We start from the raw sequence: 26,168 nt of genomic DNA, 5'->3' as shown, positions 1-26,168 counted from the left end.
GGTTGAGCTTGCCTTGCAACAGCAACAGTCCTCACCACGTAATATTGTGGTCATCATCAAAGATTACGAACAGGAGATCTGTTTTATTCTGATGTTTTGGGGCTGTTTTTTAATTGCCAGCTCTTATCGTGAGATTCTCAAAACAAAATACTTGTATAGCGTCGATTTAATTGAAGATCCAATCAACAATACTGAACAGCCAATTGATAAGGCCGGACATAAAGAGTTGGATGTAAATCGTATCATTCAGCGGTTGGATAGTGAGATTCCACAGGATTTAATATCTTCGCCACTGGTTCAGACTTTACGCTCATCTTTATGGCGTTACAGCTCTACCAATAACGTACAAAACCTATCAGATGCCATTGAAAGTAATCTGGAAGCACTGGCGGTAAAACAAGATTCCGAAAACTCCATGATCCGTTATTTAATCTGGGCCATTCCTTCCATCGGTTTTATTGGCACCGTTCGGGGTATTGGACAGGCACTCTCGCAAGCCGATCAGGCACTTGCCGGTGATATTTCAGGTATGACTGATAGTCTTGGTCTGGCGTTTAACTCGACCTTGGTAGCCCTGTTGATCAGTATCTTTCTAATGTTTTTATTCCATCAATTACAACGCATGCAGGATAGCCAGATTGTCGATACCCAAAGCTATTGTGACAAATATCTGTTGAGACGCATCCGCTAACGCAACATGGCATACCGTCGTAAAAAAACTGAAGGGTCAAATCTGGCATTCCTGGATATCATGTCCTGCGGTTTGGGCGCTGTTATTCTTGTGTTTATGTTGGTCAAGCAGAAAATTGATGAAACCCCGGTTGAAATCGATAACCTCAAACAGGATATCAGTCAGCTTGAGCAAGTAAGAGATGATGCCGAGACCACATTAGGTCAAATAAGACAGCAGCTAAGCAGTGAAAACGCCCGTTATCAGGCGTTAAAAAAAAAATTGGACGACAAGCAGTCAACCTTAACCAGCCAAAGTCAGGACGTTCAGCGTTCAGAAAGTGCATTGGATGAACTTAAATCCAGCATTACTTCTATCAAAATCCCTAAACAACAGGCTGATCTGGTTGAGGCACCACGGGTCAATGAAGAAAACTACTTGTTAGGATTGAAGGTCGAAGGCCCGAAAATTGCGATTCTAGTAGACAGTAGTGCGTCAATGACTAATGAAAAACTGATTGATATTATTCGTACTAAAAGCAGTTCCGAGCAAAACAAACAAAATGCAGCCAAATGGCAACGCACGAAAAATGTCGTTGAATGGTTGCTGGCACGAGTACCGGAAAACAGTGATGTGGTTGTGGTTGCCTTTAGTGAAGACGCCAATGTACTAGGTACTAAAAAAGGTTGGCAAAAAGCCAGTTCTTCCCAAACAACGGCGTCAATTATTAGTGACTTGAATTCCATTGTTCCAGAAGGGGCCACCAACCTGCAAAAAGGCTTGAACACCGTTAATCAATTTTCACCCTCCAACCTTTATGTGATTACTGACGGCTTACCGACCAAAGGTGAATCGCAATATCGTAGCCTGAACCCGTTTTCCAGTTGCAGTTCGCTTACCGGTAGTGCTCAGACCATTTCCGGTGAATGCCGAGTGAAATTGTTTCAACAAACCATCAACGAAAGCGGTAAGCGGGGTACGCAGGTGGATGTGATTATGCTGCCACTGGAAGGTGACCCAGATGCTGTGAATCAGTATTGGGTTTGGGCGGCTACCACCGGCGGATTACTTATTAGCCCGGCAAATAACTGGCCATGAAACATCGTAAAAAAACTCTCGATATATTCAGTCTGTCTTTTCTGGATGTGATTTCCTGTGGTTTTGGTGCAGTTGTTATGTTGATATTGATATCTAAAACCGATGTGGATGTTTCTATCGCCGGTGCTGATGATGTCAGCAGTTTACTGGCATCATTGATTGGTTTGGAAAACTCGGTGGCTGAAGTAAGCCAGCAAATTCAGCAGGAGCTTTCGACATTAGAAGCGCTTTCGGGTGAAAAACAAGCTATCGCTCAGGCTGAATCATCATTGGAAAACCAGCTCAAAGCCCTGCAGCAAAAAAATGCTGCATTGGAAGACAATATTTCTGGCTTAAGTCTAGTTGAATCACGATTAAAACAGGCTGCTTTACCCACACCACGAAAGTCGACTGATAAGCGTTCTGAAGAAGTCGGCGGTATTCCGGTCGACAGTGATTATGTGGTGTTCATTATTGATACGTCAGGCAGTATGAAACAAATCTGGTCGAGGGTTTCCAGAGAAGTTGTGAATGTGTTGAATATCCATCCCGAGGTTAAAGGTTTTCAAATTTTAAATGATATGGGCACATCCATGATTTCTGGTTACGATGGCCGCTGGATGCCCGATACACCCTCAACTCGAAACAGTGCAATCCGCATGTTTGAAAACTGGTCAGTTGTTTCCAATAGCAGCCCTGTCGAAGGTCTGGAAACAGCTTTGAGAAAATACGCTAAACCTAATATCACTACATCCATCTATGTATTTGGAGATGATTACACTGGCTCCTCGTATGATCCCGTTATCGATCGCATTACAAAACAAAACAAGCAACTTAGTGATGGGAGACGATTAGCCAAAATTCATGGCATTGGCTTTTTATCGATGGGCAGCACTGATCGATTCAGCATCCTGATGCGGGAATTAACTAAACGTAACGATGGCACCTATATCGCGTTACCACCTTAGTTTAACTTGACTGCCTCATACCAAGGAGCGTGGGCTGCCACAAGCTGTAATACCTTGTACCCAAGCTCATGCGTAAGAACGCAAAAGGCCTAATCAATAAACTCGTACTTCCAGCGAATCTCATCGGCTTGCATCATCTGCCCAACACTAAAACGAATCATACCGGTCGGATCGGAAGCTTTACCAAGTAATACATAACGACTGCCATCACTATCAAACCCCACGCCAGTTTGATCATTGAATTCAGCAATAGCACTACTGTTTTGCAAGATAAATGGTAATAAATCATCGGCTGCATCGGGCGGTGCAAACGGTGGAACTGTTGTTGGCCGATTGCACAATCCAACAAAAATCTCTTCATCGCTTGGCAGGATCAAAATATTCCAGTTGAACAGGGTATAGACTGATTTAGCCGTGTTATTCATTAGATGGACAGCTTAGTTGAGTGATTTTCATAGATGGCGTGCAATCAGATTAAAGCGGCTCCCACGCAGTGCATGGGAGCCAGATGTATTCAATTAATTTCGTTAACCTCGTTCCCATACTCTGCGTGGGAACGCCGCGTTTAACGTAATGTTCTGCTAAATAAATTCAACGCCAATTGGTAACCAATCTGTGCTGTCTGAGCATCATAACGACCACCATCACCTTCATCACGCATAAATGCATGTTCGGCATTAAACTCATGCCAGGTAAACGGAATATCGGTTTCATTGAGTTTGCTGTAAATCAGGGTGCGGCCTTCTGAGGGCACATGGTTATCCTGTTTGCCCCAAATCATTAGCAATTCGCCTTTAATATCAGCCAGACGTTCCATGCTGTGTTGGCCCGGTTTATTTGGGATTTTCTGAATATGTAAATCGGTAGCATAAAAACAGGCAGTACCTTTGACTTCAGGTTGTAGCGCAGCACGGAAGGCTAGATGACCGCCTATGCAATAACCCATTGCTCCAAACTGACCATTGCACCAAGGTTGTTGTTTGGCAAATTTGATCATTGCTTCATTGTCGGTGTCATAACCCTGAACATCTTTGTTTTCTTTATCAGCATTACCTTTATCGCGACCGGCATCGTCATAGCCCAATACGGTGCCAATCGGATTCAGTTCATGAAACACTTCAGGGACTAATACGGCATAACCCTGGCTGGCCATTAATCTGGCTGCACGCTCAATCGGACCGGTTTGTTGGAAAATCTCGGAATAAAACAAAATGACAGGGTAGCTACCTTCGCCAACAGGTCGATGAATATAGGTACGCATCACACCGGTGGGTGTATCAAGATCGGCAAAATGGCTTTGAATCTTCATGAAAGCTCCCTTGAAGTTGGATAAGAATAAAACGGGTATTGTACAACGACTAATGTAATTCTAGAGGCTAGATTAACAAACTCAAATGTTGAAATTAATCTCGATAATCTTGCCAATTTCTGATCATTTGCTACTGAAAAGTAGTTTACTATTCGACCATTAATTTCGAGAAGTTTTTCAAAGAATTGAAATTGAACGTAAAAAATCAGGACTTATTGTAAAACATACGAATTTAATGTTGGGACAAAGACGTAATAAAGGGCAACGAATTCATTATTTAATTTTCCACAAGGAAAGTCTTATGAAAAAAATTATTCAGAATATGGGTTTATTAATAACCATTGTTATTTCTTCTTCACTCAGCGCCGATGAATTGCCAGTCACCGAAAAATTGGTCAATACACTTTCCGAACTTGCCGGTGGACCACATCCAGGCATTCGTTCTAATCATGCAAAAGGCATAATGGCATCGGGTTATTTTGAAGCCTCAAAAGAAGCCTCTGATATCACCTATGCACCTCATTTCAATACCCCTAAAACTGATGTAGTGGTTCGGTTTTCAAACGCAAGTGGTGTGCCTGATATAGCAGACTCAAGCCCCGATGGCTTTCCAAAAGGCATGGCGATAAGGTTTATGCTACCGGAAGAGGAGTACACCGATATTGTGGTCATTTCAGTAGATCGGTTTCCGGTGAAAACGCCTGAAGATTTCCTTGGATTATTAACAGCGATTAAAGATTCCGCAAATTCATCTGCTAAACCGACACCAATCGAAGCTTTTCTTGAACAACACCCTGAAACACTAACGTTTGTGCAATTACCTAAACCCGCTCCAGTAAGTTATGCCACTGAAAAATTCCACGGCATTAATGCGTTTGAATTTGAAAATGAACAAGGTAAAACAGTTTATGGTCGCTATCTTATTACCCCGGTCAATGGCCCAGAGTATCTTTCAGACGAAGATCGGAAAAATGCCGCTAACAATTATCTATTAGATGAATTGCCAGAGAGATTAAATGATACTGGCGATGCTAAGTTTACAATCGCCCTGCAAATAGCTGAAGAGGGAGATGCAATCACTGACCCTACTGTTATGTGGCCAACAGAGAGAAAGATAGTGCAGCTCGGAACATTGACGCTTACTGAAATTATGACGGACGGGGAAAGTTATGCAAAAGCTAATATGTTTAACCCGTTGGCTATTCCGGAAGGTATTAGTCCAACAGAAGATCCTATTTTATTGGCCCGCCCGGTAAGTTATGCGATCAGTTTTGGCAGAAGACTAAACCCATAAAAAAATAATATATTAATTAAGGCTTGAGTTAGGATTAGCTCAAGCCTTTTTTATTACTAAATCGAAAGTTTTCCCTGGACTAAGCCATTGTGTAATGGGAAATAGTTCAAACAATCAGATTCTGCTAACGGGGGACTGTAATAATAACCTTGGAAAATATCGCAACCCATTTCGGATAACGCTTCGAGTTGTTCCTTTGTTTCAACATACTCGGCTACCACATGTACTTTTTGTGCCCGACCCAGTGAACATATTGTTCTGACGATATCGGCATTAGTGTCATTGAGTAGGACATCGCGAGTAATAGAACCATCAATTTTGATTGCATCGACTGGAAACCTACGCATATATAACAAGGACGAATAGCCCATGCCAAAATCGTCCATTGCCAAATGCACACCGGTTTCGACAAGCTGTTGCAGAATGATATCGGTCAGATTGGTATCCGGGATCTCAGAAGACTCTGTGATTTCAAGCTCTATTTCTTCAGCGGTAATACCATATTCATTAATATATTTTGTGAGATAAAACGGTAAATCTTTATCGGTCAGCTGATTTGGTGAAATATTTACCGCGATAGTTAATGCCGGGTAGCCAGCCGCATTCCAACGGGCTTTACAGGCACAGGCCTGTTGAATAACCCATCTTCCCAGACGATTTATCAACTCACCGTCTTCAGCCACCGTCACAATCACTATCGGTGAAATCATGCCATATCGAGGATGTGACCAGCGGAGTAAGGCCTCAACCCCAATAATATGGCCTTGACGATCATGTTTGGGTTGGTAAACCAATGTTAGCGAGTTTTGCTGTATTGCCGTTTGTAACTCCACAACAAGATCGCGGGCAATCATGCCGACTTTATCCTGTCGGGTCACAATCCTTTGTCTGTTATTACCTTCCTTGATAATGAGATCTGATGCCTGTTGAAATGCAGTCATAGTTTTTTGTTTATAGCTTTTTTCGGCTCTTTTCACAAAAGGCATGTAACACGCTGTACTGACAGCAATTAATAGCATTTGAAATGCCACACCGCGCCAGGACTCAGTCAACATCCATCCGGAAAATAAAGCCGGGGTTGTCCAGCTCACTTGTACAGAATCCAGAATATTGATAACCCCAAAATGTACAGCGGTCAGTGTGATCAGCATCAAAAGAAATGGAACGAGAATGAACGGGATGAGATAAAACGGGTTTAAGACAATCGGCAAGCCGTAGATCAGGATGTCGTTAATATTGAAGATAGAGGGCAAAACAGACACTTTGGCAATTTTGTTCTGAGTGCCTTGACGGGTGACGACAAAAATCGATATTAATAAACCCAGCGTCGATCCAGAGCCACCGATAGTGACAAAATTATCGAATAGCGTCTTAAGCATAAGATTGGTATCAAATCCAGCGCTGGTACTTGAAGTTAATACTGCCGCATCTGCTGTTCCTAACAGGAGAATTCCACCATGCAGGCCAAAAAACCAGAATACCTGGTTCGCCACAATGAAAAACGAACTTACTAACCAGTTTCCGTTTCCATCTGCTAGTGCCCAATTGACAATCAAATCGGTAATACTGGGAAACGGTGGTGTTGCGGCTAAGCCCATACCCACAGCGAAAAAGAGTATCCCGCTAAAAATGATAGAGGGAGTCAAACGCATCGCATGGTAAAACGTGGTATCGGAATCAACCGGCAGGTTAAGTAAATCGAGATAAGGGCGTTTTACAGCAAAAATCATCAGTTCAGCCGAGACTAAACCAACAACAATGCCCAAGAAAATAGCACCGGCACTAAACTCCATTGGCGAGAGATTAGGCATTGCGGTAGTCACAATCAGGAAATTGATGATGGCACTAATAGCCACCATTAATGGTGGGGCAATTTCGCGTTGCTTGATCGGGCGAGGAAGACGATAAATTAGTTGTGCTGCGACCACTGCAGCCAAAAACAGGCCAAAAAAATTAAACGCCGTGTTGATCATTTGTTGCAACGGATCACGCCATTCGGCGCCAAGCCACTGATCCATAGCTTGTTGATAATGTGGCAAAGGTAAATTAAGAATTAATTCAGCGATTACTCGAAGGAAAGTGAGAGGCAAAAGTGCAACAAAACTGTTTCTTGTCGCTATCATCCATAAATACAGTCTTTGCTTCAATCGTGGCTCCCTAACACCAAAGTTGTCTGAATAGCTATAAAACTACACTAGTGGCACAAAACCATTAGAACTAATTCTAAAAAACTATACATAAAGAGGGATTTTGCAGGAAATTTGGACAGTATGTTTAATTATTTGAAGTTGTTGTTATGAAAGTGGGGACTACTTCAAAAAATAATAGCGTTTAGGCTACTTCTATTTCTGACTTCGAATCTTTTTTTCTGCAAGATCAAACATCTAAATTATTGTTTGAGAGATATCTAGTTTGATCACAGAATTAACAGTACGACACTCTGGAAATGTCGAACATCCCCAAAATTGTTTACCCTTATTAACACCTTTTTTGGTTTCTCTTAAGAGCATTGCACTGCCACATTTTTGGCAAATATGTGGGTTTTGTTTTTCGCCAATAATGGTGTGAACATGACACACATGATTACGGTTGGTTTTTAACGGACTTTATTCTCTTTTTCGGCATACATTTTCTTATCCGAGGCGGCTAAAAGATCATTTATATCAATATGGTCTTCTACTAAGGTATTGGTAAATCCAACACTGTATTCAATATCATAGCCACGGGCAGCTTCTTCATTGTATGCCGTAATTTCTGCTTTGAATCGCTCAATTACTTTCACAGTATTTTCAACATCCACATCCATCATTAATACAGCAAACTCATCGCCCCCAAGACGACCAAATACATCCGATTCACGAAAAACTTTTCGTAATGTATTTGCAAACACGATTAACGCTCTGTCACCTTCAGCGTGACCAAATTTATCGTTTATTGGTTTAAATTTGTTTAAGTCAAACAATAGGATTGAGATAGGTAACGCCTTGCGTTTACATACACTTAAGCTGTGTTTTGCCAAATCTGTAAAACCACGGCGATTTGAAATTAAGGTGAGGTCGTCTAATGTCGCCAATTGTAATGCTGCGATTTCTTGTTCGGCCATGACCCCAAGATCTCTTAATAATTGTAAATCTTCTGGATCAAAGTCTCTTGGTTCATCATCAATGATACAAAGTGTGCCAAGGGCGCTGCCGTTATTAACTTTTAATGGATAGCCGGCATAAAAACGAATGTTTGGGCTATCGGTAACTAAAGGATTATTCTTAAAACGGTGATCCTCAAGGGCATTTTCAATGACAAACACGTCATCGCCTAAGATGGCATGTCCACAAAAAGAAACTTCGCGTGAGGTTTCATCAGGAATGTCTGCATCAGAAGCTTTAGATTTAAACCATTGGCGACCGTCATCAATCAAACTCAATACAGAAATATCCACTCCAAACATACGTTTAGCCATGCGTGTCAGGCGGTCAAATCTCTCTTCCGGAGCGGAATCAAGAAGCTTAAGTGCTCTAAGCTTTTCCATTCTCTGTTTCTCGTCTTCAGGAATCATCGGTGAAATCATGGGTAATCTCCTACAATAACTTTTGAGTGTAACGAATAAATAACACTTTATTGATGGCTGACTTCCAATGCAAACGACAAGAGCACACTTTCAGAGTATTAAGAAGCTATTTGTTGGTTTTAATGATGAACAAAAAACACATCAGATAATGTGCTACAAAAAAGGCGAGGGTAGACTATGTTGAACGTTATTCTTCAATCAACTGATAACCATCACGAACAATGATTTCAGTACCTTTTGGCTGCTTTTCAAGAACCATGCTGTTATCACCAATTGAGATTTTGAAACTATCCTGGGTGACCTCAGAAACTGTATAAGGAGTGAGGTCGAGTAACAGCATATTGCCATTTAAACGAGTAATGCTGTCATCGGTCTGGGAAAGATAGGTCATATCATCGTCGTGATAAGTCACCAGCTCAGAAAATGTTTCCATGCCCTTGTCGGTCATGGTGAAGGTTAACGCAAATGTGTACTGGCCTTCCTGTCCAATCCAAGTGGTGTCTGCCAGCATCATATAATCTACCCCACGAGTTAATTTGACATCACCACTTTGCAAATGATCCTCATCTTCAACAGTGAGAGTGTCAGTGGGTAGAGCCTGTTCGGCGTTCAATGTGATGATTTGATCACCACTGTCATATTGATACTCAGCAGTGGTAATTTCTTCTCCCTGAATAATTTCAACAGTGCCTTCTGGCTGGAATTCGTAACTGATATTGCCTTCTGAATCGATAAATCTGCCTTGTAATTCATCATAGCCACAACCAGTAAGAGTAATCGATAAAAGGAAGGTGAACAGCCAGACAAGTTTTTTCATTAGGTTGGATTTCCGTGTTTAGAAAATAAATTTAATGACACAGAGGATACCTTTAAAGCTTTAAGACGCAAAATCAATACGTCGATATGGCTCGCTGAGTTGAAGTCTAAAAAAGAAATATAGGGTTAGAACTTACGAAATATTAAATTAAAGTGTAAAACATTAAAAAGCCGGACAATGGTCCGGCTTTTTCATATATCAACCAGCACTAAATCAGCTGTATACCACCGCCAAAACTACGGTAAATCTCAACTAAACGAATAAAGCTTTGTTGTTGCAGCTGAGCCAACTGATCTCGGCTACGAAGCAACTCACGCTCGGAGTCGAGCAAATCGAGGAATTCGCCAGTACCGGCGTTATAACGCTCGCGAGAAATATCCACGGCTTTGTTACTAGCCTGCCATTGCAGCTCAGTGCTTAATTGCTGTTCACGGCTTAGGTTGTAACTATTAAGTGCCAGTTGCATTTCATTGATGGCATCAAATACTTCCTGTTCAAATTGTGCTAGAGCCATTTCTGAACTGGCTTCAGCCTGACGAATACGCGACCTGACTGATCCTAAATCGGCAGCCTGCCAGCTTAGACTCGGGGCAACCGACCAGCTTTTAGTATCGCTACCTAGCGATAAACCCGGGCCAGATAAAAAGCCTAAAAATCCGCTTATCGATACATTTGGATATAAATCGGCGGTAGCCACGCCAATCTCTGCGGTACGAGCAGCCAATAATCGCTCGCTGCTTGCCACATCAGCGCGATAACGCAAGTAGTTTTCACCTTCAACAACTGATACGGGTTTTTTTAACTGCGGTAAACGGGGCACATCATCGAGATCTAGCTGGCCGGGTCTCTGTGCTAACAAAGCTGACAAAGTAGCATCTGCGGTTAACAGTGCGACCCGATATGCCGGTATCGCAGCATTCACTTGATGCATTTGCACATCTATTTGTGCCAACTCTAACTCAGAGGCCATACCAGCCTCCAACCTGGCCATAACAATGGCACGGCTTTGCTGCAGATTTTGCAGGTTTTGCTCTGACACATCCAAGCGTAGCTGGGCACCACGGTATTCACCATAACTGGTTGCCACCTGGCTAATTAACTGCACTTGGGCGTCATGCCATAAAATATCAGCCTGTTGAGCCTCAGCTTCTGCCGCTTCACTGGCACGGCGTAATTTACCGAACAAGTCTAAATCCCAACTTAAATTGGCTCCGGTACTATATCCACGGATAATCACATTCTCATTTTCCGGCTGCAACACAGCATTTTCACTGGCCTGATAGCCGGCATCTAAGGTGCCTTTTGGCAGAATGTCATTATCAGCATCTTGAAACACTGCATAAGCCCTGTCGACATTGGCTCTAGCTTGAACCAATGTTCGGTTTTCGCTCAAGGCACGTTGAATCAGCCGATTCAATGATTCATCGTCAAAGGCTTGCCACCAGCTTTGTGTCAGTTCTGCCTGTTGATAGGGGCTGCTCACGTTGATATCTGCCACTTTCGCAGGGGCCTGATAATTAGGCCCCACAGCGCAAGCGCTTAATGACATCACCAATACAGCAATAGTCGTAAGTTTGTGTGTGTTACGCATGGTTTGTCTCCGCCTTATCGATTATTGCAGTTGATGATGCGAGCGCTTTTTTCTCGCCTCGCTTGGCCAGCATGTAATAAAACAATGGCGTTAGGATTAAGCCAAAGAAGGTGACTCCAATCATGCCGGAGAACACGGCCACACCCATGGCCTGACGCATTTCTGCACCTGCACCGGTTGAAAATACCATTGGCACCACGCCCATAATAAAGGCAATAGAGGTCATCAATATTGGCCGTAACCGTAGACGTCCTGCTTCCAAAATAGCCTCCATTGCACTCATGCCATGGTCCTGAAGTTCTTTGGCAAACTCGACAATCAAGATGGCATTTTTGGTGGCGAGCCCCACCAGGACTATTAGCCCTATCTGAGTGAGGATATTGTTATCCCCGCCATAGATTAAAACGCCGCTCAGTGCAGACAATAATGTCATCGGAATGATCAGAATAATGGCCAACGGTAGGCTTAAGCTTTCGTACTGGGCTGCCAGCACCATAAACACCAGCATAATCACCAAAGGATAGATAAATATCCCGGCGTTACCAGCCAGAATTTGTTGGTAAGTCAGCTCAGTCCATTCATAGGTCATACCATTGGGTAACGTTTCCGCCAGTATTTTCTCAATCGCTGCCTGGGCTTCACCGGTACTGTAACCAGGGGCAGGACCGCCATTAATTTCAGCCGTGGTAAAGCCGTTGTAATGCATGACCCGATCTGGACCTGCGGTATCGGTGACATTAATAAAGGAACCCAGCGGAACCATCTCACCATCACCATTACGTACCTTTAACTGGCTAATTTGCGACGCGCTCTGACGGAACTGCTCATCAGCCTGCATGTTCACCTGATAGGTACGGCCAAACTGGTTAAAGTCATTGACATACACCGAGCCCATATAAGCTTGCAGCGTTTGAAATATCTCATCCAGCGCCACGTTTTGTTGCTTGGCTTTAGTACGGTCAACATCTAGATCCAGTTGTGGCACGTTTACCTGATAACTGGAGAATATGCCGCTCAGTTCAGGCGTTGCCCAAGCTTTTTGCATCACCTGCATGGTCACGTTGTATAGCTCTTCATAACCGTGACTTGAGCGATCCTGTATTTGCAACCTGAATCCGCCAATGGTGCCAAGCCCTTGTACAGGCGGAGGAGGGAAGATGGCAATAAAGGCATCTTCAATCCCGGCAAACTTCTGGTTTAACGCCGCTGCGATAGCATCAGCCGACATTGACGGATCGTTACGCTCATTGAAATCGCTTAAAGTCGTAAACACGATGCCGGAGTTCGGGCTGTTGGTAAAACCGTTAATGTTCAGTCCGGGGAAAGCGACCGAACTGATTACACCCGGTTGCTCAAGTGCAATGCTCGACATTTCCTTAATAACTGACTCGGTGCGTTCTAATGAAGCAGCATCAGGCAATTGGGCAAATGCCACCAGATATTGTTTATCCTGACCTGGCACATAACCGGAAGGAGTAGTCGCAAACTGCACGCCTGTTAACCCTAGCAGGGCAATATACATAATGCCAACTAAAGCCCCAAAGCGGATGACCTTTTTGACTAACCAACCATAGCCTTTGGATAAACGGGCAAAGAAACGATTAAACGGACCAAATAACCACCCCCCTAAGAGTTTGTCCATGGCACGTGTTAACAGATCTTTTTTCTCGCCAGGTGCTTTTAACAACAGTGCCGACAGGGCAGGACTTAGCGTTAATGAGTTAATCGCCGAGATAAAGGTAGAAATCGTAATGGTTAAGGCAAATTGTTTATAAAATTGCCCAGTTAAGCCTGACATAAAGGCGGTAGGAATAAACACCGCCGCTAATACTAATGTCGTGGCAACGATAGGCCCGGTGACTTCTTTCATCGCTTTTTGCGTAGCGGCAATCGGCTTTAGCCCTTCGCGGATATTTCGTTCTACGTTTTCCACCACCACGATGGCATCATCAACCACGATACCGATGGCTAATACCAAACCAAACAACGACAAAGCATTAAGCGAAAAGCCTAGCAGATGCATAAAGGCAAACGTACCGATTAATGAAACCGGTACTGCGACCAATGGAATAATGGATGCGCGCCAGGTTTGCAAAAACAGCACAACCACCAGCACCACAAGTACTAATGCTTCAAGCAGCGTTTTTATGACCGCTTCAATAGAGCCGCGTACAAACACTGTAGGGTCATAAACGATGTCATAGGCTAAACCGTCTGGAAAGCTCTTCGATAACTCTGCCATTTTGGCGCGTACATCGTCAGATATTTGAATTGCGTTTGAACCTGAAGCCTGAAAAATAGGAATAGCCACAGCGTCTTTGTTATTTAACAACGATCGCAATGCATAGGTAGAAGCGCCCAGTTCGATACGAGCAACATCTTTTAAGTAGCTGACCTCACCATTGTCACCGACCTTAATAATAATATTGCCAAACTCTTCCTCGGTAGATAAACGACCTTTAACATTAATCAGTAATTGAAACTCAGCTTCACCACTCGGCTGAGCACCTAAACTACCCGCTGCCGCCTGCTGATTTTGCTCACGAATCGCAGCTGTAATTTGCGATGGGGATAAACCAAGAGCCGCGACTTTGTTGGGATCAAGCCAGATCCGCATACTGTAATCACCAGCACCGAAAAGCTCTACATTGCCCACACCATTTACTCGCGCCAATTCGTCTTTCACATTTAACAGCGCGTAGTTAGAGAGGTAGAGCATGTCGTAGCGATCGTCCGGCGAACTTAAATGCACCACCATGGTTAAATCAGGCGATGATTTCTCGGTGACCACACCTAAGCGTTGTACTTCCTGCGGCAAACGTGGCATAGCCCGATCGACTCGTGCCTGCACTTGTGTTTGGGCTAAATCAACATCAGTTCCAATGGCAAATGTCACAGTCAGTGTCATCCGGCCATCGGAGGTGGATTGAGATGACATATAAAGCATCTCTTCCACACCGTTAATTTCCTGCTCCAATGGCGAGGCGACGGTTTCAGCAATTACCTTAGGGTTAGCCCCTGGGTAATTGGCCGTTACCACGACAGTAGGGGGCACCACTTCAGGGTATTCAGTGATCGGTAGCTGCCATACTGCAATGGCACCGGTAATTAAAAAGAAAAGTGAAATAACCGCTGCAAAAATGGGTCGTTTGATAAAAAATTGCGAGAACATGATCTTTCCTTATCCTTTATCTGCTGAGCGTTCAGTTTCAACAGCAAGTTCGGTGCTGGTTTTGTCTAATAACTGTTGAGCTTTACGCAAACCTGCTAATTGCTCTTTAGTGGCCATATCCACCTGTTTGGGAGCTATCTGAATATTCGGCATGACGCGTTGTAAGCCATTCACCACAATTTTGTCGTTCGCAGATAAACCTTCACGCACAATACGCAGACCGTTTACCTTTTCACCTAACTTAACTGCTCGATATTCCAGCTGATTTTCAGCATTTACCAGCAACACATACTTGTTATTCAGATCAGTGCCAATCGCCTTTTCATCAATCAGAATGCCTTGATAAGAATCACTGCCGACCAATTTGATACGAGCAAATAAGCCCGGCAGAAGACTATTGTCATTGTTGGCAAAAGTGGCGCGAATACGGATTGTGCCGGTTTGCTGGTTCACACTATTGTCGACAAAATCAATATTGCCCATGTGCTGATAATCGCTGTCGTTGGCCAGCGCCATATAGACAGGATTTGCAGTTGCATCACGGGTATCAGCACGTTTACCGTTCTCGCTCAGGCGGAGATATTTCAGATAACTTTGCTCATCGACATCAAAGTAGGCGTACATTTTGTCGGTCGACACTAAGCTGGTTAAGTGACTTTGACCGGCATTCACGTAGTTACCTGCCGTTATCAATGCATAGGACACGCGGCCGCTAATAGGTGCGGTAATACGGGTATAGCTTAAATCCAACTCAGCGCGATGCAGCGCGGCTTTTACCGACGCTACATTTGCAGCGGTTTGCTGTTTACTTGCTAGACGAGTATCAAGCAACTCTGCAGAAATAGCGCGTGCAACACTAAGCTTTTCTGCTCGTTTATATTCGCTTTCAGCAAGTGCTAACGCGCTTTGAGCACTTTGCAGTTCAGCTTTGAGTCTGGCCACTTCAGCCGCAAAAGGCTTTGGATCAATTTGTACTAATAAATCGCCCTTATTGACCAAAGCACCTTCGGTGAAATGGACTTTATCAATATAGCCCGAGACTCGTGGCATCAGATTGACGGTTTCCGGCGCTTGTAAACGGCCAGTAAATTCATCCCATTCGGTAATACGCTCGCTCACCACCTGGGCTACGCTGACTTCTGGAGCGGGTGGGGCTTCAGCTTGATTAGCTGCTTCCGGATTGCCACATGCGGACAACACTATTGCTGCGATGCTCCCCAACAAAAATAGTCCTAACGTGTTTCGTGTGCTCTTCATGTGGTTCTCCTTTAATTTCTATTTGGAAACGGTATTTCCAGCAAATTTTATTTTGCAACTTTACATACACTTCGTATGTCAGATGGCATGCGTATCGTATGTATAATTGCCTTAAAATTAGTGCGGAAATACTTGCTCATACGCGACGTATGTGATGTATAGTATTTCGCATACGTATTGTATGTCAACTCACATGCACTACGTATGTAAAAGAATTGGAGAAAAAAATGGCCCAAAGACGTGAAGATATGATTGCCGAAACCCAGGCTAAGCTCATTAAATCAGCGAGAGAATCGTTTGCTGAGCATGGCTTCGCGGAGAGTTGTATGGATGATCTTACGGCAGAAGCCGGCTTGACACGCGGCGCGCTTTATCATCATTTCGGCGGAAAAAAAGGTTTGCTGAAAGCCGTCATTCAACAGATTGAAGATGAAATGACGACACGGCTATCAGCCATCAAGTCGCAAGGCCCAACTACATGGGATGCATTTATCAATGGTTCCATTGCTTATCTCAACATGGCATGCGAACCAGAAATCCAACGCATCACACTGTTGGATGGTCCAGCTGTATTGGGTGATCCTTCGCAGTGGCCACGTAAAAATTGTTGTATTCGTAATACTCAGCTCAGTATTGAAAATCTGATGGAAGAGGGCGTCCTGCGAGAAGTTGACTCTTTGGCGATGGCCCGGTTGATTAATGGTGCGTTGTTTGGCGCATCTTTATGGATTGCCAATGCAGAAGATTCGCATGCTGCATCGATCAAAGCGGTAGATGCATTTTTGACGTTGGCGTCTGGTTTATTAAAGTCGAACACCACATCACCTAGTACCTCTCAATCTTGATACCAAGAGGCTTTCGAGAAAATTTCTCAGTAAAATCGCCTCGACCAAATAGCTATAATTGATTCTTGCTTTCAAAAAAATGGGCAGGCTAAACCTGCCCAGGTCATCAGCATTAAACATCCTCCAAGTACTATTGAATATTTCGTGAGGATAAAAACGCCTTAATTTTATCAATGATAAAGGGAGCTTCTTCCTCAAGGGCAAAGTGCCCGGTATCCAGTACGTTGTAATCCAGATCTTCCACATCCTTCTTGTATCCCTCAGCCCCTTCAACAGGGAAAAATGCATCATTTTTTCCCCATACGACGAGTACCGGTGGTTGATGCGTACGCAGATATTGTTGCCATTCAGGATATTTCAACACGTTGTTTTGATAGTCATAAAACAGATCGAGTTGAGCCCGTGTTTGGCCTGGTTTGGTAAGGTTGGCATAAGCCAGTACCCAGGTATCAGGCAGTATCAATTCGGGATGTTGTGTTCCGTGGGTGAACTGCCATTTCATACCCTCAAAGGTGAACACGTTTTCCTCAATAGTTGTTTCCAATTCTGGAGTTTTTTGTTTCCAGTAATCAAATATCGGTCCCCAACCTTTTACCGACAAACCTTCTTTGTAGGCATTACCATTTTGCGTGATGATGGCTTGAATACGTTCAGGATGTTTAACAGCCAACCTGAATCCTATGGGCGCGCCATAGTCCTGAATCATCATTGAAAACCGATCAATTCCTTTTTGTTTCAAAAACAGATCCATCACTCGGGCGAGATTATCAAATGTGTATTCAAAGGTTTCAGGATCTGGAAAGCTGCTATTACCAAAAGCGGGATAGTCAGGTGCAATCAGATAATAATCTTCTGCCAACCCAGCCAAGACATCTCTGTACATATGAGATGAAGCTGGAAAGCCATGCAGTAAAACAATAACCGGCTTGTTTCTATCGCCTGCTTCCCGATAGAAGATCTCCAGAGCGTCTACTGTTTCATAGCCATATCTCACCGATGAATGATCAGTTATTTGAGATTGAATAACGTCTTTGGTTTTGTTACCTGCCTCAACTTGAGCGGCAAACGACCATTGAGGGGTGAGCAAAAATAAAATTGGCAGACCCATCATTAGCTTTTTGAGCCATGGCATACCACCTTGATTGATAGGTTTATTAGTCGTTTTGCCATTTCGTTTAGCAAAGTTCAGCTTACCTAAAGCATTACCTCCAGGGCTACTTAGATCATATTTACTAAAATTTTGTTTTTTCATAGTGTACTCCACGTTTAGGATAAAACTAACCTGTATAAGTTGTTTATACAGGTTATAAATTACCAGCACTTAACTAACCTGTCAAATGCATGTATAGTGGTTATATGAATGAGATAAAACAAAAATACGAATTTGTGGGTAACAACCTTGGCGTTGATTTCATTAATACAGAAGTTAATGTGAAAGGTGAGTTGGTCGATTTATTACTGACTGAAAGTGATGTAATGGCATGGCTGGAGCAAGCCAATATTGATGCTGATCTTGCGCAGGATATTGATGTTGGAAAATTACTTGCTTTCAGACATATGGCAAGGAATGTTCTCAGTCAGATTATTGAGAATAAAAGTATTGAGAGTGATGCTCTAGCCACTCTAAATAATTATCTGCAAAACTATAAAATGCATTACCAGCTTGAGCAGTCGTCTGAGGGGTATCAGCTAATTAATCAAAATGTCTGTCACTCGACTACAGATATTATTGGCTTATTGGCATTTGAGTTAGCGAACATGCTAGCCAGTGAACAACGGACGTATCTCAAACGCTGTTTAAACCCGGATTGTGTATTGATGTTTGTCGACAACTCACGCAGTCACAAACGCAGATGGTGCAGTATGGATACCTGTGGCAATCGCGCGAAGGTATCCAAACATTATCGTAAGGTAAAATCTTAAGTACAGATCTGTCTCACAAGGCGGAAATGATGCGGTGTAGTTACCTACATAAATCATTTTCAACGCAGTAGGGTGGAAAAATAGTCCCAGCCCTTCGGGTTGTGGCTGAAAATGCACCACTCTGTGTTACTCGTCATTTATTTAGAACGACTAAACTGCATTCCTCGCGCCTTGATTGGTGCATTTTCAGTCACATCAGAGGCGGTTATGAAAGATAAATAGCCCCTAGGAAACTAGCCGAGTTGTTGGGCTTCGTACCTCAGCCCAACCTACGATATCGCCAACTATTTTGCCGGCTTATAACCAAATAATTGCTGAGATTTGATTTTTTCTGCTACGACATTGGGGACCAGTTTTTCCCAACCAGACTCATTGCTGGTAATCATTTTCAATACATCTGGTGAAAAGATATGTAGATAATCTTCATTGAACTCTTCTATCTGTTCAATGTGATCACCTTTTTTCAGATAGTCGTAGAGATACGTTTGTTTATCATCGACTTTAAGGTTATCCACCTTAAACAGGGTATTAGTTTCAGCATCTTTGAACGGGTAAATATACAGTTTGACGTTATGCTTAAATAAACGGCCAAAGCCTTCCAAAATGCCGCCATGTAAACTGGTGTAATACTGGTCATTGAAAAGTTCAACCAAACTATGTGCCCCCATAGTGAGGCCAATTCGACGGTTGGTGTAACTCGATAAATAGGTGGCTAATCGGTAATATTCTGGATAGTCAGAAATCATTACCGTATGGCCCGTAGCCTCTAATACTTCGATACGACTGATAAAATCTTCCAGATCGACACTATCATTATCATCACGCAAATTATGCATGGTGATTTCCATAATTGAGATAGTCTCATCTGGGGCAGAATCGTCCTCAGCTTCAAATTGTTTTCTGGCCGCATTCAACATATCAATATTGACATGGGTGACAGGGCGAAAGCGGCCTCGTTCAACCAATATGTTCTTTTTACGTAAGTGCTCTGATGGTTGCAGTACCTTGCCATCAGCCGAAAACATGGCCGCATCACTTAAGCCAAGCTGTACTAACCTTAAACTGAGCACACGATTATCAACATGCAGAAATGCATCACCATGAAAGTCGATCATATCGACTTCAATCCGATCAGTTGTCAAATTATCCAGTAGCGATTTCACGAACATGTCCGGATTGTGGCTTTGATGGAATGCACCATGGACTAAGTTCACACCAAGTATGCCCAAGGCTTCTTGCTGAAGCGCATTTTCATGATCCAACATTCGAACATGGATAATGATTTCGCTAGGTGCTGCATGAGGTGTTGTTTGGAAGCGAATGCCCAGCCATCCATGACATTCGTTGGTGCCGTGATAGTTACGTGCTGATACCGTATCAGCAAAGGCAAAAAAAGCCGTGTTATCACCACGTTGTTCGCTTAAACATTCGACGAGTAAGTTATATTCATGTTCCAGCATATCTTCCAAACGCTCACGTGAAACATAGCGTGAGGCTTTACCATAAATATCATCACTTACCTTCATATCGTAAGCCGAGATACTTTTGGCAATTGTGCCCGCCGCACCACCGACGCGAAAGAACCAACGAACGACTTCCTGACCAGCACCAATTTCAGCAAATGAACCGTAACGGATTGCATCAAGATTTACTTCAAGCGCCTTTGCGCCAGTCGATAAGGTTTTGTTTTCCATAGAATCCCTACTAATTGTTTTTTTTCGTATTGATTTATATCGCTGAGCCATAAGTCCGACAACAGCATTTAACGTTGGTTTGATTGTAACGACTTTGATCGTTAACTTGAAATGTGAAGCAATTTAGTCGGTTGGGATGATATGCAAAGCGCAATAAACTGATGATGCTCAAGTAGGGCTTATCTACCGATAAAGGCATCACCTGAAAGAAGTAAATTTAATCATGTGGCACATCTTCTGAGTTTTATTGGGGATAGATGCTGGTTGATAAAGGTCATACGCACGGACAAAGACGATACTATTGTCGTTATCAATTCACCATGAGTGTTTCATTCACTTAAGCCAATAATAAGGATGCCTAGTGCGATCGATGTCTCCCCCTCCAGACGCAGAACCGGCAAGGTTAAGCTGGAAAACTCTGAAATCGCTATGGCCATATCTCAACGAATATCGCGGCAGCATTGTCATCGCCATGATGAGCCTTGTTGCCGCCAAACTTGCGACTATTGTGGTGCCATTTATCCTGAAATATATCGTGGATGGCCTAGACAGTAATCAACTGCCGGATAAGGTGTTGGCGTTGCCATTAGGTTTATTATTAGCTTACGGTTTGGCCCGTCTTTCCACGACATTATTTAATGAGCTCCGTGATACGGTGTTTGGTCGAGTGACTGAACGAGCCATGCGTCGTGTTGGCCTTAAAGTGTTTCAGCATCTACACGCGTTGGAACTCGATTTTCATTTGAATCGTCGCACCGGTGGTTTGTCTCGTGATATAGAGCGTGGCGTCACCGGGGTGGGGTTTTTACTCCGAGTTCTGGTTTTCAATATCGTGCCGACAGCGCTGGAAATGGCGTTAGTTATTGGTATTTTGCTGCTTAATTATCACGTTGGTTTTGCGTGGATTACCTTGTTGGCAGTGATAAGTTATGTGACTTTTTCAGTCTTCATAACCAATTGGCGGCTGGCATTTGTGCGTGAAGCGAATCAGGCCGACTCAACCAGTAACACACGGGCAATTGATAGCCTGTTGAATTATGAAACCGTCAAATTTTTTGGTAACGAAGCATTTGAAGCCAATCGCTATGATGACGAACTGGCTAAATGGGAGCTAGCGCGCCGTAAAAATCGCTTGTCTTTATTTTTACTCAATGGTGGTCAGGCTCTTGTTATTGCTTGTGCAATGACGGCGATGACTGTCCTGGCAGCGTCACAGGTTATTGCTGGGCAAATCACGTTGGGTGATTTTGTCCTAATCAACGCTTTTACCATGCAATTATTTATCCCTTTAGGATTTTTAGGCTTTGTTTACCGCGAGTTGAAAAGTTCAATGACTAATATTGAACGGATGTTTGGTTTATTAGATAAATCACCACAAATTAACGATAAACCAGACGCAAAGCATTTAGTTATTTCCGATGGTGCCATTGAGTTTGATTCAGTGAGTTTTGGTTATAGCGATCGTTTGCCGATTCTTAAAGACTTCAGTTTTAAAGTGTTACCAAAACAAAAAGTCGCGGTGGTCGGCAGCAGTGGGGCGGGTAAGTCCACCTTAATTAAGTTGTTATTTCGCTTTTACGATATTCAAGGCGGCAGTATTCGTATTGATGGTCAGGATATTCGTGATGTCACACAAGCCTCACTGCGACAAGCTATTGGTATCGTGCCGCAGGATACGGTCTTGTTTAATACCACGTTGGGTGAGAATGTTCGTTATGGCCGTATTGACGCTACAGATGCCGAAGTAGAGCAGGCCATCAAACATGCGCATTTAGACCATTTTATTGCAGAACTGCCAGACGGTTTAAATACTTTAGTTGGTGAGAGAGGTTTAAAGCTGAGTGGCGGTGAAAAACAACGTGTTGCCATCGCTCGTACTATTTTAAAGCGTCCGCCCATATTGATGTTTGACGAGGCAACATCCTCGCTTGACAGCCATTCAGAACGGATTATTCAGGATGCTATTCGCGAGATTTCAAAAGGCCAGACCAGCCTTGTGATTGCTCATCGTCTTTCTACGGTAGTGGATGCCGATGTAATTGTAGTCATGCAACATGGGCAGATTGTTGAGCAAGGTACCCACGAATCCTTGTTAAAGCTGGACAAGGTCTACGCTAAGCTTTGGCGGCTACAACAACAAAAGACATGACCCATTACGAATAGTGGCTTAAAACTATTAGGAACAAAGGTTTAAATAGCGTTTGATTGCAGCCTCTTGGAGTGTGAACTGGAAATTGCTACTTACTCAAGCATGGTGAAAATATCAAATTACTCATAAACCAGCCTTGTGAATGCTCATCCAAGACCAAACAAAAAATCTATATCTCTGCCAAACCTGCCATTTAGCAGGACGTCGATACCATTGACCATCAATGAAACTCTAACGTTATTCCAGTTGTAAAAAATTCACATCCCTATGAATTTTATTTCTACATGTAAATAGCGGGGAGAGAAAAATATTGTCAGGTAAACGACTTTTAATTAAGAAACAAATGTGATTTATCTCCTTAACTGCCCATTCACCCTCATATTTATTTTATTCAAAAGCTGATTAATAACTCATTTGGTCTGCCAAAAAGTGCTTGGCATCCATATTGCGTTACATACATGTAATTAACCTTTAAATCAGGTTAATCCCTACAAATGTATGCAGTTTCTTAAAGCTCCTCTGCTCAAAAAATTTCACATAGGAAGGTAATCCCATAGAAGTTTTTATGGGTTAGATATTCAAATGAAATGGAGAATTTAGATGAAAAACAAATTACTTAAGGTTGCCATTATAGCGGCTTTGGGCTTATCAGCTGCACAACTTCAAGCCGACGAAAGAGCAACAGCACAAACTGATGATGACATTAAAGCGGATGCTGCAGAAAACGTTGAGAGCAAACCAAATAATGATTGGGAGCAAGATATGAGCACAGATCCAATTGATGTTGAAGATTTTGTTGAAACAGCCTCAGCTAAAGGGCTTGCTGAGATTGAAACTGCCAGAATGGCGCTTGATGAAGGTACCCAGAACATTCATCAGTATGCCAATCGGATGATCCAAGATCACAAAAACGCTAATAAAGAGTTGAATGACATAGCCATACAACAAGATTTGGAAGTTGCCGATGATCCCAAGCTGATGGACAAGGCTAAAGCCATGATGCTCAGTATTAGAGAGGATGAATCATTCGACGAAGCCTACATCGAAAACCAAATTAATGCTCATGAAGAAACTATCAAACTGTTTGAACGTGCAAGTCACTCAGATAATGATGCCATACAAGCTTTTGCTCGAGAAAAGCTACCCACATTGCGCGAACATTTACAAATGGCTAAACAGCTACAAGCACATCAAAAACGCTAATTAGACCATTCACAAAGCGAAAATAACGTGCCTTCAACTTCTACTAATAACGCATCTGATCAGTCTCAATGGATTGGGGTGGGGAGAGCGGTTGGGGGCGCTTTTGTATTTGGCTTACCGTTAATGATGACCATGGAAATGTGGCAGATGGGTTTGTACATTGAACCATTCCGTCTATTGGCCTTAATACTGATAAGTCTTCCGGTACTGGTATGCGTGTCTAGCGTTATCGGTTTTCGAGAGAGCCGTGAGTTACTAGACAATATCATTGATGTGTTTGTCGCCTATGCCTTTGGCTTAGTTATTTCTTTTCTAACGCTATTACTCTTTAACGCGATCAGTTGGGATAATTTTATTGAGATTAATTTCAAGATAGTAATGTTACAAGCCATACCAGCAAGTTTTGGTGCATTACTAGCCAGAAGTGAAATTGGTAGTGGCGAACATGACGCCTCGATTGAACAAGGCGGAATTGACTATCTTGCGGTGCTGGCAATTGGGGCAATTTATCTAGGTTTTAATGTTGCTCCAACCGAAGAAATACAGCTTATTGCTTACCAAATGAGTCCTTGGCATCAGTTGGCTTTGTTTATGACAACATTGGTTGTTATGCACATTTTTAGTGAGGCGGGCAGTTTTTCCTCTGTCTCTACGCGTGGTGCTCACACCAAATGGCTCGTTTCGTTATCCAACACATCAACCGCTTTCGTAGTGGCATTGGTAGCCAGTGTTTTGCTGTTATGGGTGTTTGGTCATTTGGATGGTTTGGCGTTTCCTCAGATAGTTGCCAATACCATTGTGTTGTTGTTTCCGGCTGGTATAGGAGCCGCTGCAGCAAAGCTGATTATCTGATTTTTAAATGGCCTTTATTGAATGAAACATAACCTATCAAAAACACCGTTGTGGGAAAAGCTAGTTGGCCTGGTGGGATTTGTGTTGATTTGCTTGACCGTGATCTATCTTGTGTGGTCGGCATTTAGCAATACACATAAACCACCCAATATTCATTTTAGTGTAGTCAGCATTGAAGCGTTGGAAGATCAGTATTTGGTACTAGTCGATGTCAAAAACAGCGGTGATAAAACAGCATCGGAGCTGAATTTGGAAGGTCGTTTAGTCAGTCCAAATGGACATCTACAACGATCTACCACACAAGTTAGTTACCTTGCCCCGGATTCTAACCAGCGGGTGGGATTTTATTTCACCTCCGATCCTGCACAAGGAGAGTTGACCTTGAGCCCCATGGGATATCAGGAGCCGTAATGACTGTCCAGAAATTAATAAAACATAGTTGAAGTTTTTAATTTTGTTATGGATAAACTATTTTAAATAAGATTAATAAATAAGTCATACCTTACTTTAAGTTAATGTGACTTATATTGATGTAATGTATTTTTATATTTGAAAAAATGTTTTTCACAGTAAGGAGGAGTTTATGAATCCCGAAGCGCTTAAACAAGCTAAATCTATCGAAGATGTTGTGCAAATAATAGATAACGGTGGCACAGAATCAAACTCTCCCGAAGAGGTCGCCGCTTCATATGCTTATTTAACGGTGATAAAAAAAGAAAATCCTGGAAAAGAAGCTCTTCAAATTGAGCTTCGGAAACTCATTGAAGAGGGAGCAATCTTTGATTATGCATTAGCGTTGGAATACGCCGAGGCATGGCTCATCGATGCATTAAACAAAGCGACCGCTTCTCAAGGATTGTAAGTAAAAATTCTAACACGCAAATTTATATAAAACGTATGTGACGTATTACTTAGTCAGACGGAGAAAGATGATGAAATTTAATAATATTGTTTTATCTGCATCGGCACTTGACGGTGACAAAGTCAAAAATGCCAAAGGCGAAGATTTAGGCCATGTAAAAGACATCATGATTAATACCGAACGTGGCCAGGTTCAATACTATGTCTTATCTTTCGGTGGCATTTTAGGTATGGGTAATAAGCTTTTTGCCATTCCACCGCAGGCAATATCTGTCGACACGAAAGAAGAATGTCTCATATTGAATGTGGACAAAGATAAATTAGATAACGCGCCTGGTTTTGATCAAGATAATTGGCCAAATATGGCCGATGATACTTTCCGCGATGAGATTTATGGTCATTATGGCTATGAATATCGCGTATAAGGGCTATAAAACTATTTTTCGGCATCGAATAGGTTAAGTGAATTTAGTCATAAATTGTTTACTTATAAATTAAAATAAATATTTATTTTCACATAATATACCGTAAGGAATTGGTAATTATAATAAATGAATGTTAGGGTGGGATATGTGTTGGTTTTAATCGTTAGGTTAAAGTCTAAATATTAAAATTTAAATTCACTATCTTATGATTTAATTATTGTTCCAAATACTAAATGAATAGAAAGGAGATATCGTATGAAATTTCTCAATTCCAGTACGTTTTTCAGAAAAAATAAACTGGCAATGGCCGTTATTGTCGCACTGGGAAGTGCCAGCCTTCTAGGATGCTCGCCAAATGATGCTGACAATGAGGTCGATGGGAGTATAGATAAAAATGAATTTATTGATCGTGTCAGTGAGGTTGGGGTCTTTGAAGAGTGGGATGTTAATGATGACGACCAGTTAAGCCAACAAGAACTAAGCCAACATGATGAAT

General features: G+C 42.6%; 24 protein-coding genes. 13 read left to right on the top strand and 11 right to left on the bottom strand.

What is annotated here, in order from left to right:
- The 3 genes from ACN0V2_RS12425 to ACN0V2_RS12415 all read left to right on the top strand — a co-directional run.
- The coding region (locus tag ACN0V2_RS12425) for a MotA/TolQ/ExbB proton channel family protein (RefSeq protein ID WP_417551142.1) at positions 1–691 on the top strand (691 nt) is incomplete at its 5' end.
- Between the two features lie 6 nt (positions 692–697).
- Entirely contained in the window at positions 698–1,768 is a 1,071-nt protein-coding gene (locus tag ACN0V2_RS12420; RefSeq protein WP_417551141.1) for a VWA domain-containing protein, read from the top strand.
- Positions 1,765–2,715 (top strand): hypothetical protein, encoded by a 951-nt coding sequence (locus tag ACN0V2_RS12415; protein ID WP_417551140.1) that lies wholly within the window; start codon positions 1,765–1,767, stop codon positions 2,713–2,715. Before ACN0V2_RS12420 ends, ACN0V2_RS12415 begins: the two co-directional genes overlap by 4 nt.
- A gap of 89 nt (positions 2,716–2,804) precedes the next feature.
- Here the strand turns inward: ACN0V2_RS12415 and ACN0V2_RS12410 are convergent, their stop codons facing one another.
- A complete protein-coding gene (locus ACN0V2_RS12410; protein WP_417551139.1) occupies positions 2,805–3,140 on the bottom strand; it encodes a hypothetical protein in 336 nt (111 codons plus the stop codon).
- 140 nt (positions 3,141–3,280) lie between these two features.
- On the bottom strand, positions 3,281–4,024 hold the full coding sequence (locus ACN0V2_RS12405; RefSeq protein WP_417551138.1) for a dienelactone hydrolase family protein: 744 nt from the start codon (positions 4,022–4,024) through the stop codon (positions 3,281–3,283).
- 301 nt (positions 4,025–4,325) lie between these two features.
- Between ACN0V2_RS12405 and ACN0V2_RS12400 the strand changes: the two genes are divergently transcribed.
- Positions 4,326–5,318 carry a catalase family peroxidase gene (locus tag ACN0V2_RS12400; protein WP_417551137.1) on the top strand — a complete coding sequence of 331 codons (993 nt, stop codon included), beginning with the start codon at positions 4,326–4,328 and terminating at the stop codon, positions 5,316–5,318.
- A gap of 56 nt (positions 5,319–5,374) precedes the next feature.
- On the opposite strand, the gene ACN0V2_RS12395 is transcribed toward ACN0V2_RS12400, so the two are convergent.
- From ACN0V2_RS12395 to ACN0V2_RS12365, 7 genes are all read right to left on the bottom strand, one after another.
- Positions 5,375–7,465: an EAL domain-containing protein gene (locus ACN0V2_RS12395; RefSeq protein ID WP_417551135.1), complete on the bottom strand. Its 2,091-nt coding sequence runs from the start codon at positions 7,463–7,465 to the stop codon at positions 5,375–5,377.
- A 237-nt stretch (positions 7,466–7,702) separates the two neighbouring features.
- Positions 7,703–7,897 carry a topoisomerase DNA-binding C4 zinc finger domain-containing protein gene (locus ACN0V2_RS12390; RefSeq protein ID WP_417551134.1) on the bottom strand — a complete coding sequence of 65 codons (195 nt, stop codon included), beginning with the start codon at positions 7,895–7,897 and terminating at the stop codon, positions 7,703–7,705.
- Positions 7,898–7,914: 17 nt separating this feature from the next.
- Complete coding sequence (locus ACN0V2_RS12385; RefSeq protein ID WP_417551133.1) at positions 7,915–8,883, bottom strand: diguanylate cyclase; 969 nt, start codon at positions 8,881–8,883, stop codon at positions 7,915–7,917.
- Positions 8,884–9,070: 187 nt separating this feature from the next.
- A complete protein-coding gene (locus tag ACN0V2_RS12380; protein WP_417551132.1) occupies positions 9,071–9,700 on the bottom strand; it encodes a hypothetical protein in 630 nt (209 codons plus the stop codon).
- A 208-nt stretch (positions 9,701–9,908) separates the two neighbouring features.
- On the bottom strand, positions 9,909–11,291 hold the full coding sequence (locus ACN0V2_RS12375; protein ID WP_417551131.1) for an efflux transporter outer membrane subunit: 1,383 nt from the start codon (positions 11,289–11,291) through the stop codon (positions 9,909–9,911).
- Positions 11,284–14,466, bottom strand: a complete 3,183-nt coding sequence (locus tag ACN0V2_RS12370; protein WP_417551143.1) for an efflux RND transporter permease subunit — start codon at positions 14,464–14,466, stop codon at positions 11,284–11,286. Before ACN0V2_RS12370 ends, ACN0V2_RS12375 begins: the two co-directional genes overlap by 8 nt.
- Before the next feature lie 6 nt (positions 14,467–14,472).
- Entirely contained in the window at positions 14,473–15,720 is a 1,248-nt protein-coding gene (locus tag ACN0V2_RS12365) for an efflux RND transporter periplasmic adaptor subunit (RefSeq protein WP_417551130.1), read from the bottom strand.
- A gap of 227 nt (positions 15,721–15,947) precedes the next feature.
- On the opposite strand from ACN0V2_RS12365, the gene ACN0V2_RS12360 reads away from it, so the two are divergent.
- Positions 15,948–16,565 carry a TetR/AcrR family transcriptional regulator gene (locus ACN0V2_RS12360; RefSeq protein ID WP_417551129.1) on the top strand — a complete coding sequence of 206 codons (618 nt, stop codon included), beginning with the start codon at positions 15,948–15,950 and terminating at the stop codon, positions 16,563–16,565.
- Between the two features lie 130 nt (positions 16,566–16,695).
- Here the strand turns inward: ACN0V2_RS12360 and ACN0V2_RS12355 are convergent, their stop codons facing one another.
- Complete coding sequence (locus ACN0V2_RS12355; protein ID WP_417551128.1) at positions 16,696–17,817, bottom strand: alpha/beta fold hydrolase; 1,122 nt, start codon at positions 17,815–17,817, stop codon at positions 16,696–16,698.
- Positions 17,818–17,921: 104 nt separating this feature from the next.
- Between ACN0V2_RS12355 and ACN0V2_RS12350 the strand changes: the two genes are divergently transcribed.
- On the top strand, positions 17,922–18,488 hold the full coding sequence (locus tag ACN0V2_RS12350) for a CGNR zinc finger domain-containing protein (protein ID WP_417551127.1): 567 nt from the start codon (positions 17,922–17,924) through the stop codon (positions 18,486–18,488).
- Positions 18,489–18,772: 284 nt separating this feature from the next.
- Here the strand turns inward: ACN0V2_RS12350 and ACN0V2_RS12345 are convergent, their stop codons facing one another.
- Positions 18,773–20,182, bottom strand: a complete 1,410-nt coding sequence (locus ACN0V2_RS12345) for a TonB-dependent receptor (protein ID WP_417551126.1) — start codon at positions 20,180–20,182, stop codon at positions 18,773–18,775.
- A 370-nt stretch (positions 20,183–20,552) separates the two neighbouring features.
- Between ACN0V2_RS12345 and ACN0V2_RS12340 the strand changes: the two genes are divergently transcribed.
- The 7 genes from ACN0V2_RS12340 to ACN0V2_RS12310 form a co-directional block, all read left to right on the top strand.
- A complete protein-coding gene (locus ACN0V2_RS12340) occupies positions 20,553–22,331 on the top strand; it encodes an ABCB family ABC transporter ATP-binding protein/permease (RefSeq protein WP_417551125.1) in 1,779 nt (592 codons plus the stop codon).
- Between the two features lie 600 nt (positions 22,332–22,931).
- Positions 22,932–23,534 carry a DUF4142 domain-containing protein gene (locus ACN0V2_RS12335; RefSeq protein ID WP_417551124.1) on the top strand — a complete coding sequence of 201 codons (603 nt, stop codon included), beginning with the start codon at positions 22,932–22,934 and terminating at the stop codon, positions 23,532–23,534.
- Between the two features lie 27 nt (positions 23,535–23,561).
- Positions 23,562–24,386: a TIGR02587 family membrane protein gene (locus ACN0V2_RS12330; protein ID WP_417551123.1), complete on the top strand. Its 825-nt coding sequence runs from the start codon at positions 23,562–23,564 to the stop codon at positions 24,384–24,386.
- 21 nt (positions 24,387–24,407) lie between these two features.
- Complete coding sequence (locus ACN0V2_RS12325; RefSeq protein WP_417551122.1) at positions 24,408–24,797, top strand: hypothetical protein; 390 nt, start codon at positions 24,408–24,410, stop codon at positions 24,795–24,797.
- Positions 24,798–24,969: 172 nt separating this feature from the next.
- Positions 24,970–25,248, top strand: coding sequence for a hypothetical protein (locus ACN0V2_RS12320; protein WP_417551121.1), 279 nt, complete (start codon positions 24,970–24,972; stop codon positions 25,246–25,248).
- Between the two features lie 67 nt (positions 25,249–25,315).
- Positions 25,316–25,672: a PRC-barrel domain-containing protein gene (locus ACN0V2_RS12315; protein ID WP_417551120.1), complete on the top strand. Its 357-nt coding sequence runs from the start codon at positions 25,316–25,318 to the stop codon at positions 25,670–25,672.
- A 255-nt stretch (positions 25,673–25,927) separates the two neighbouring features.
- Positions 25,928–26,168, top strand: a 241-nt coding sequence (locus ACN0V2_RS12310; RefSeq protein ID WP_417551119.1) for a hypothetical protein, incomplete at its 3' end; no start/stop codon positions are given.

The sequence above is a fragment of the Methylophaga sp. genome (assembly GCF_048266885.1).
Taxonomy (GTDB): Bacteria; Pseudomonadota; Gammaproteobacteria; order Nitrosococcales; family Methylophagaceae; genus Methylophaga.
The sequence above is the reverse complement of the archived record's forward strand: the minus strand, read 5'-3'. Positions and strand labels throughout refer to the sequence as shown.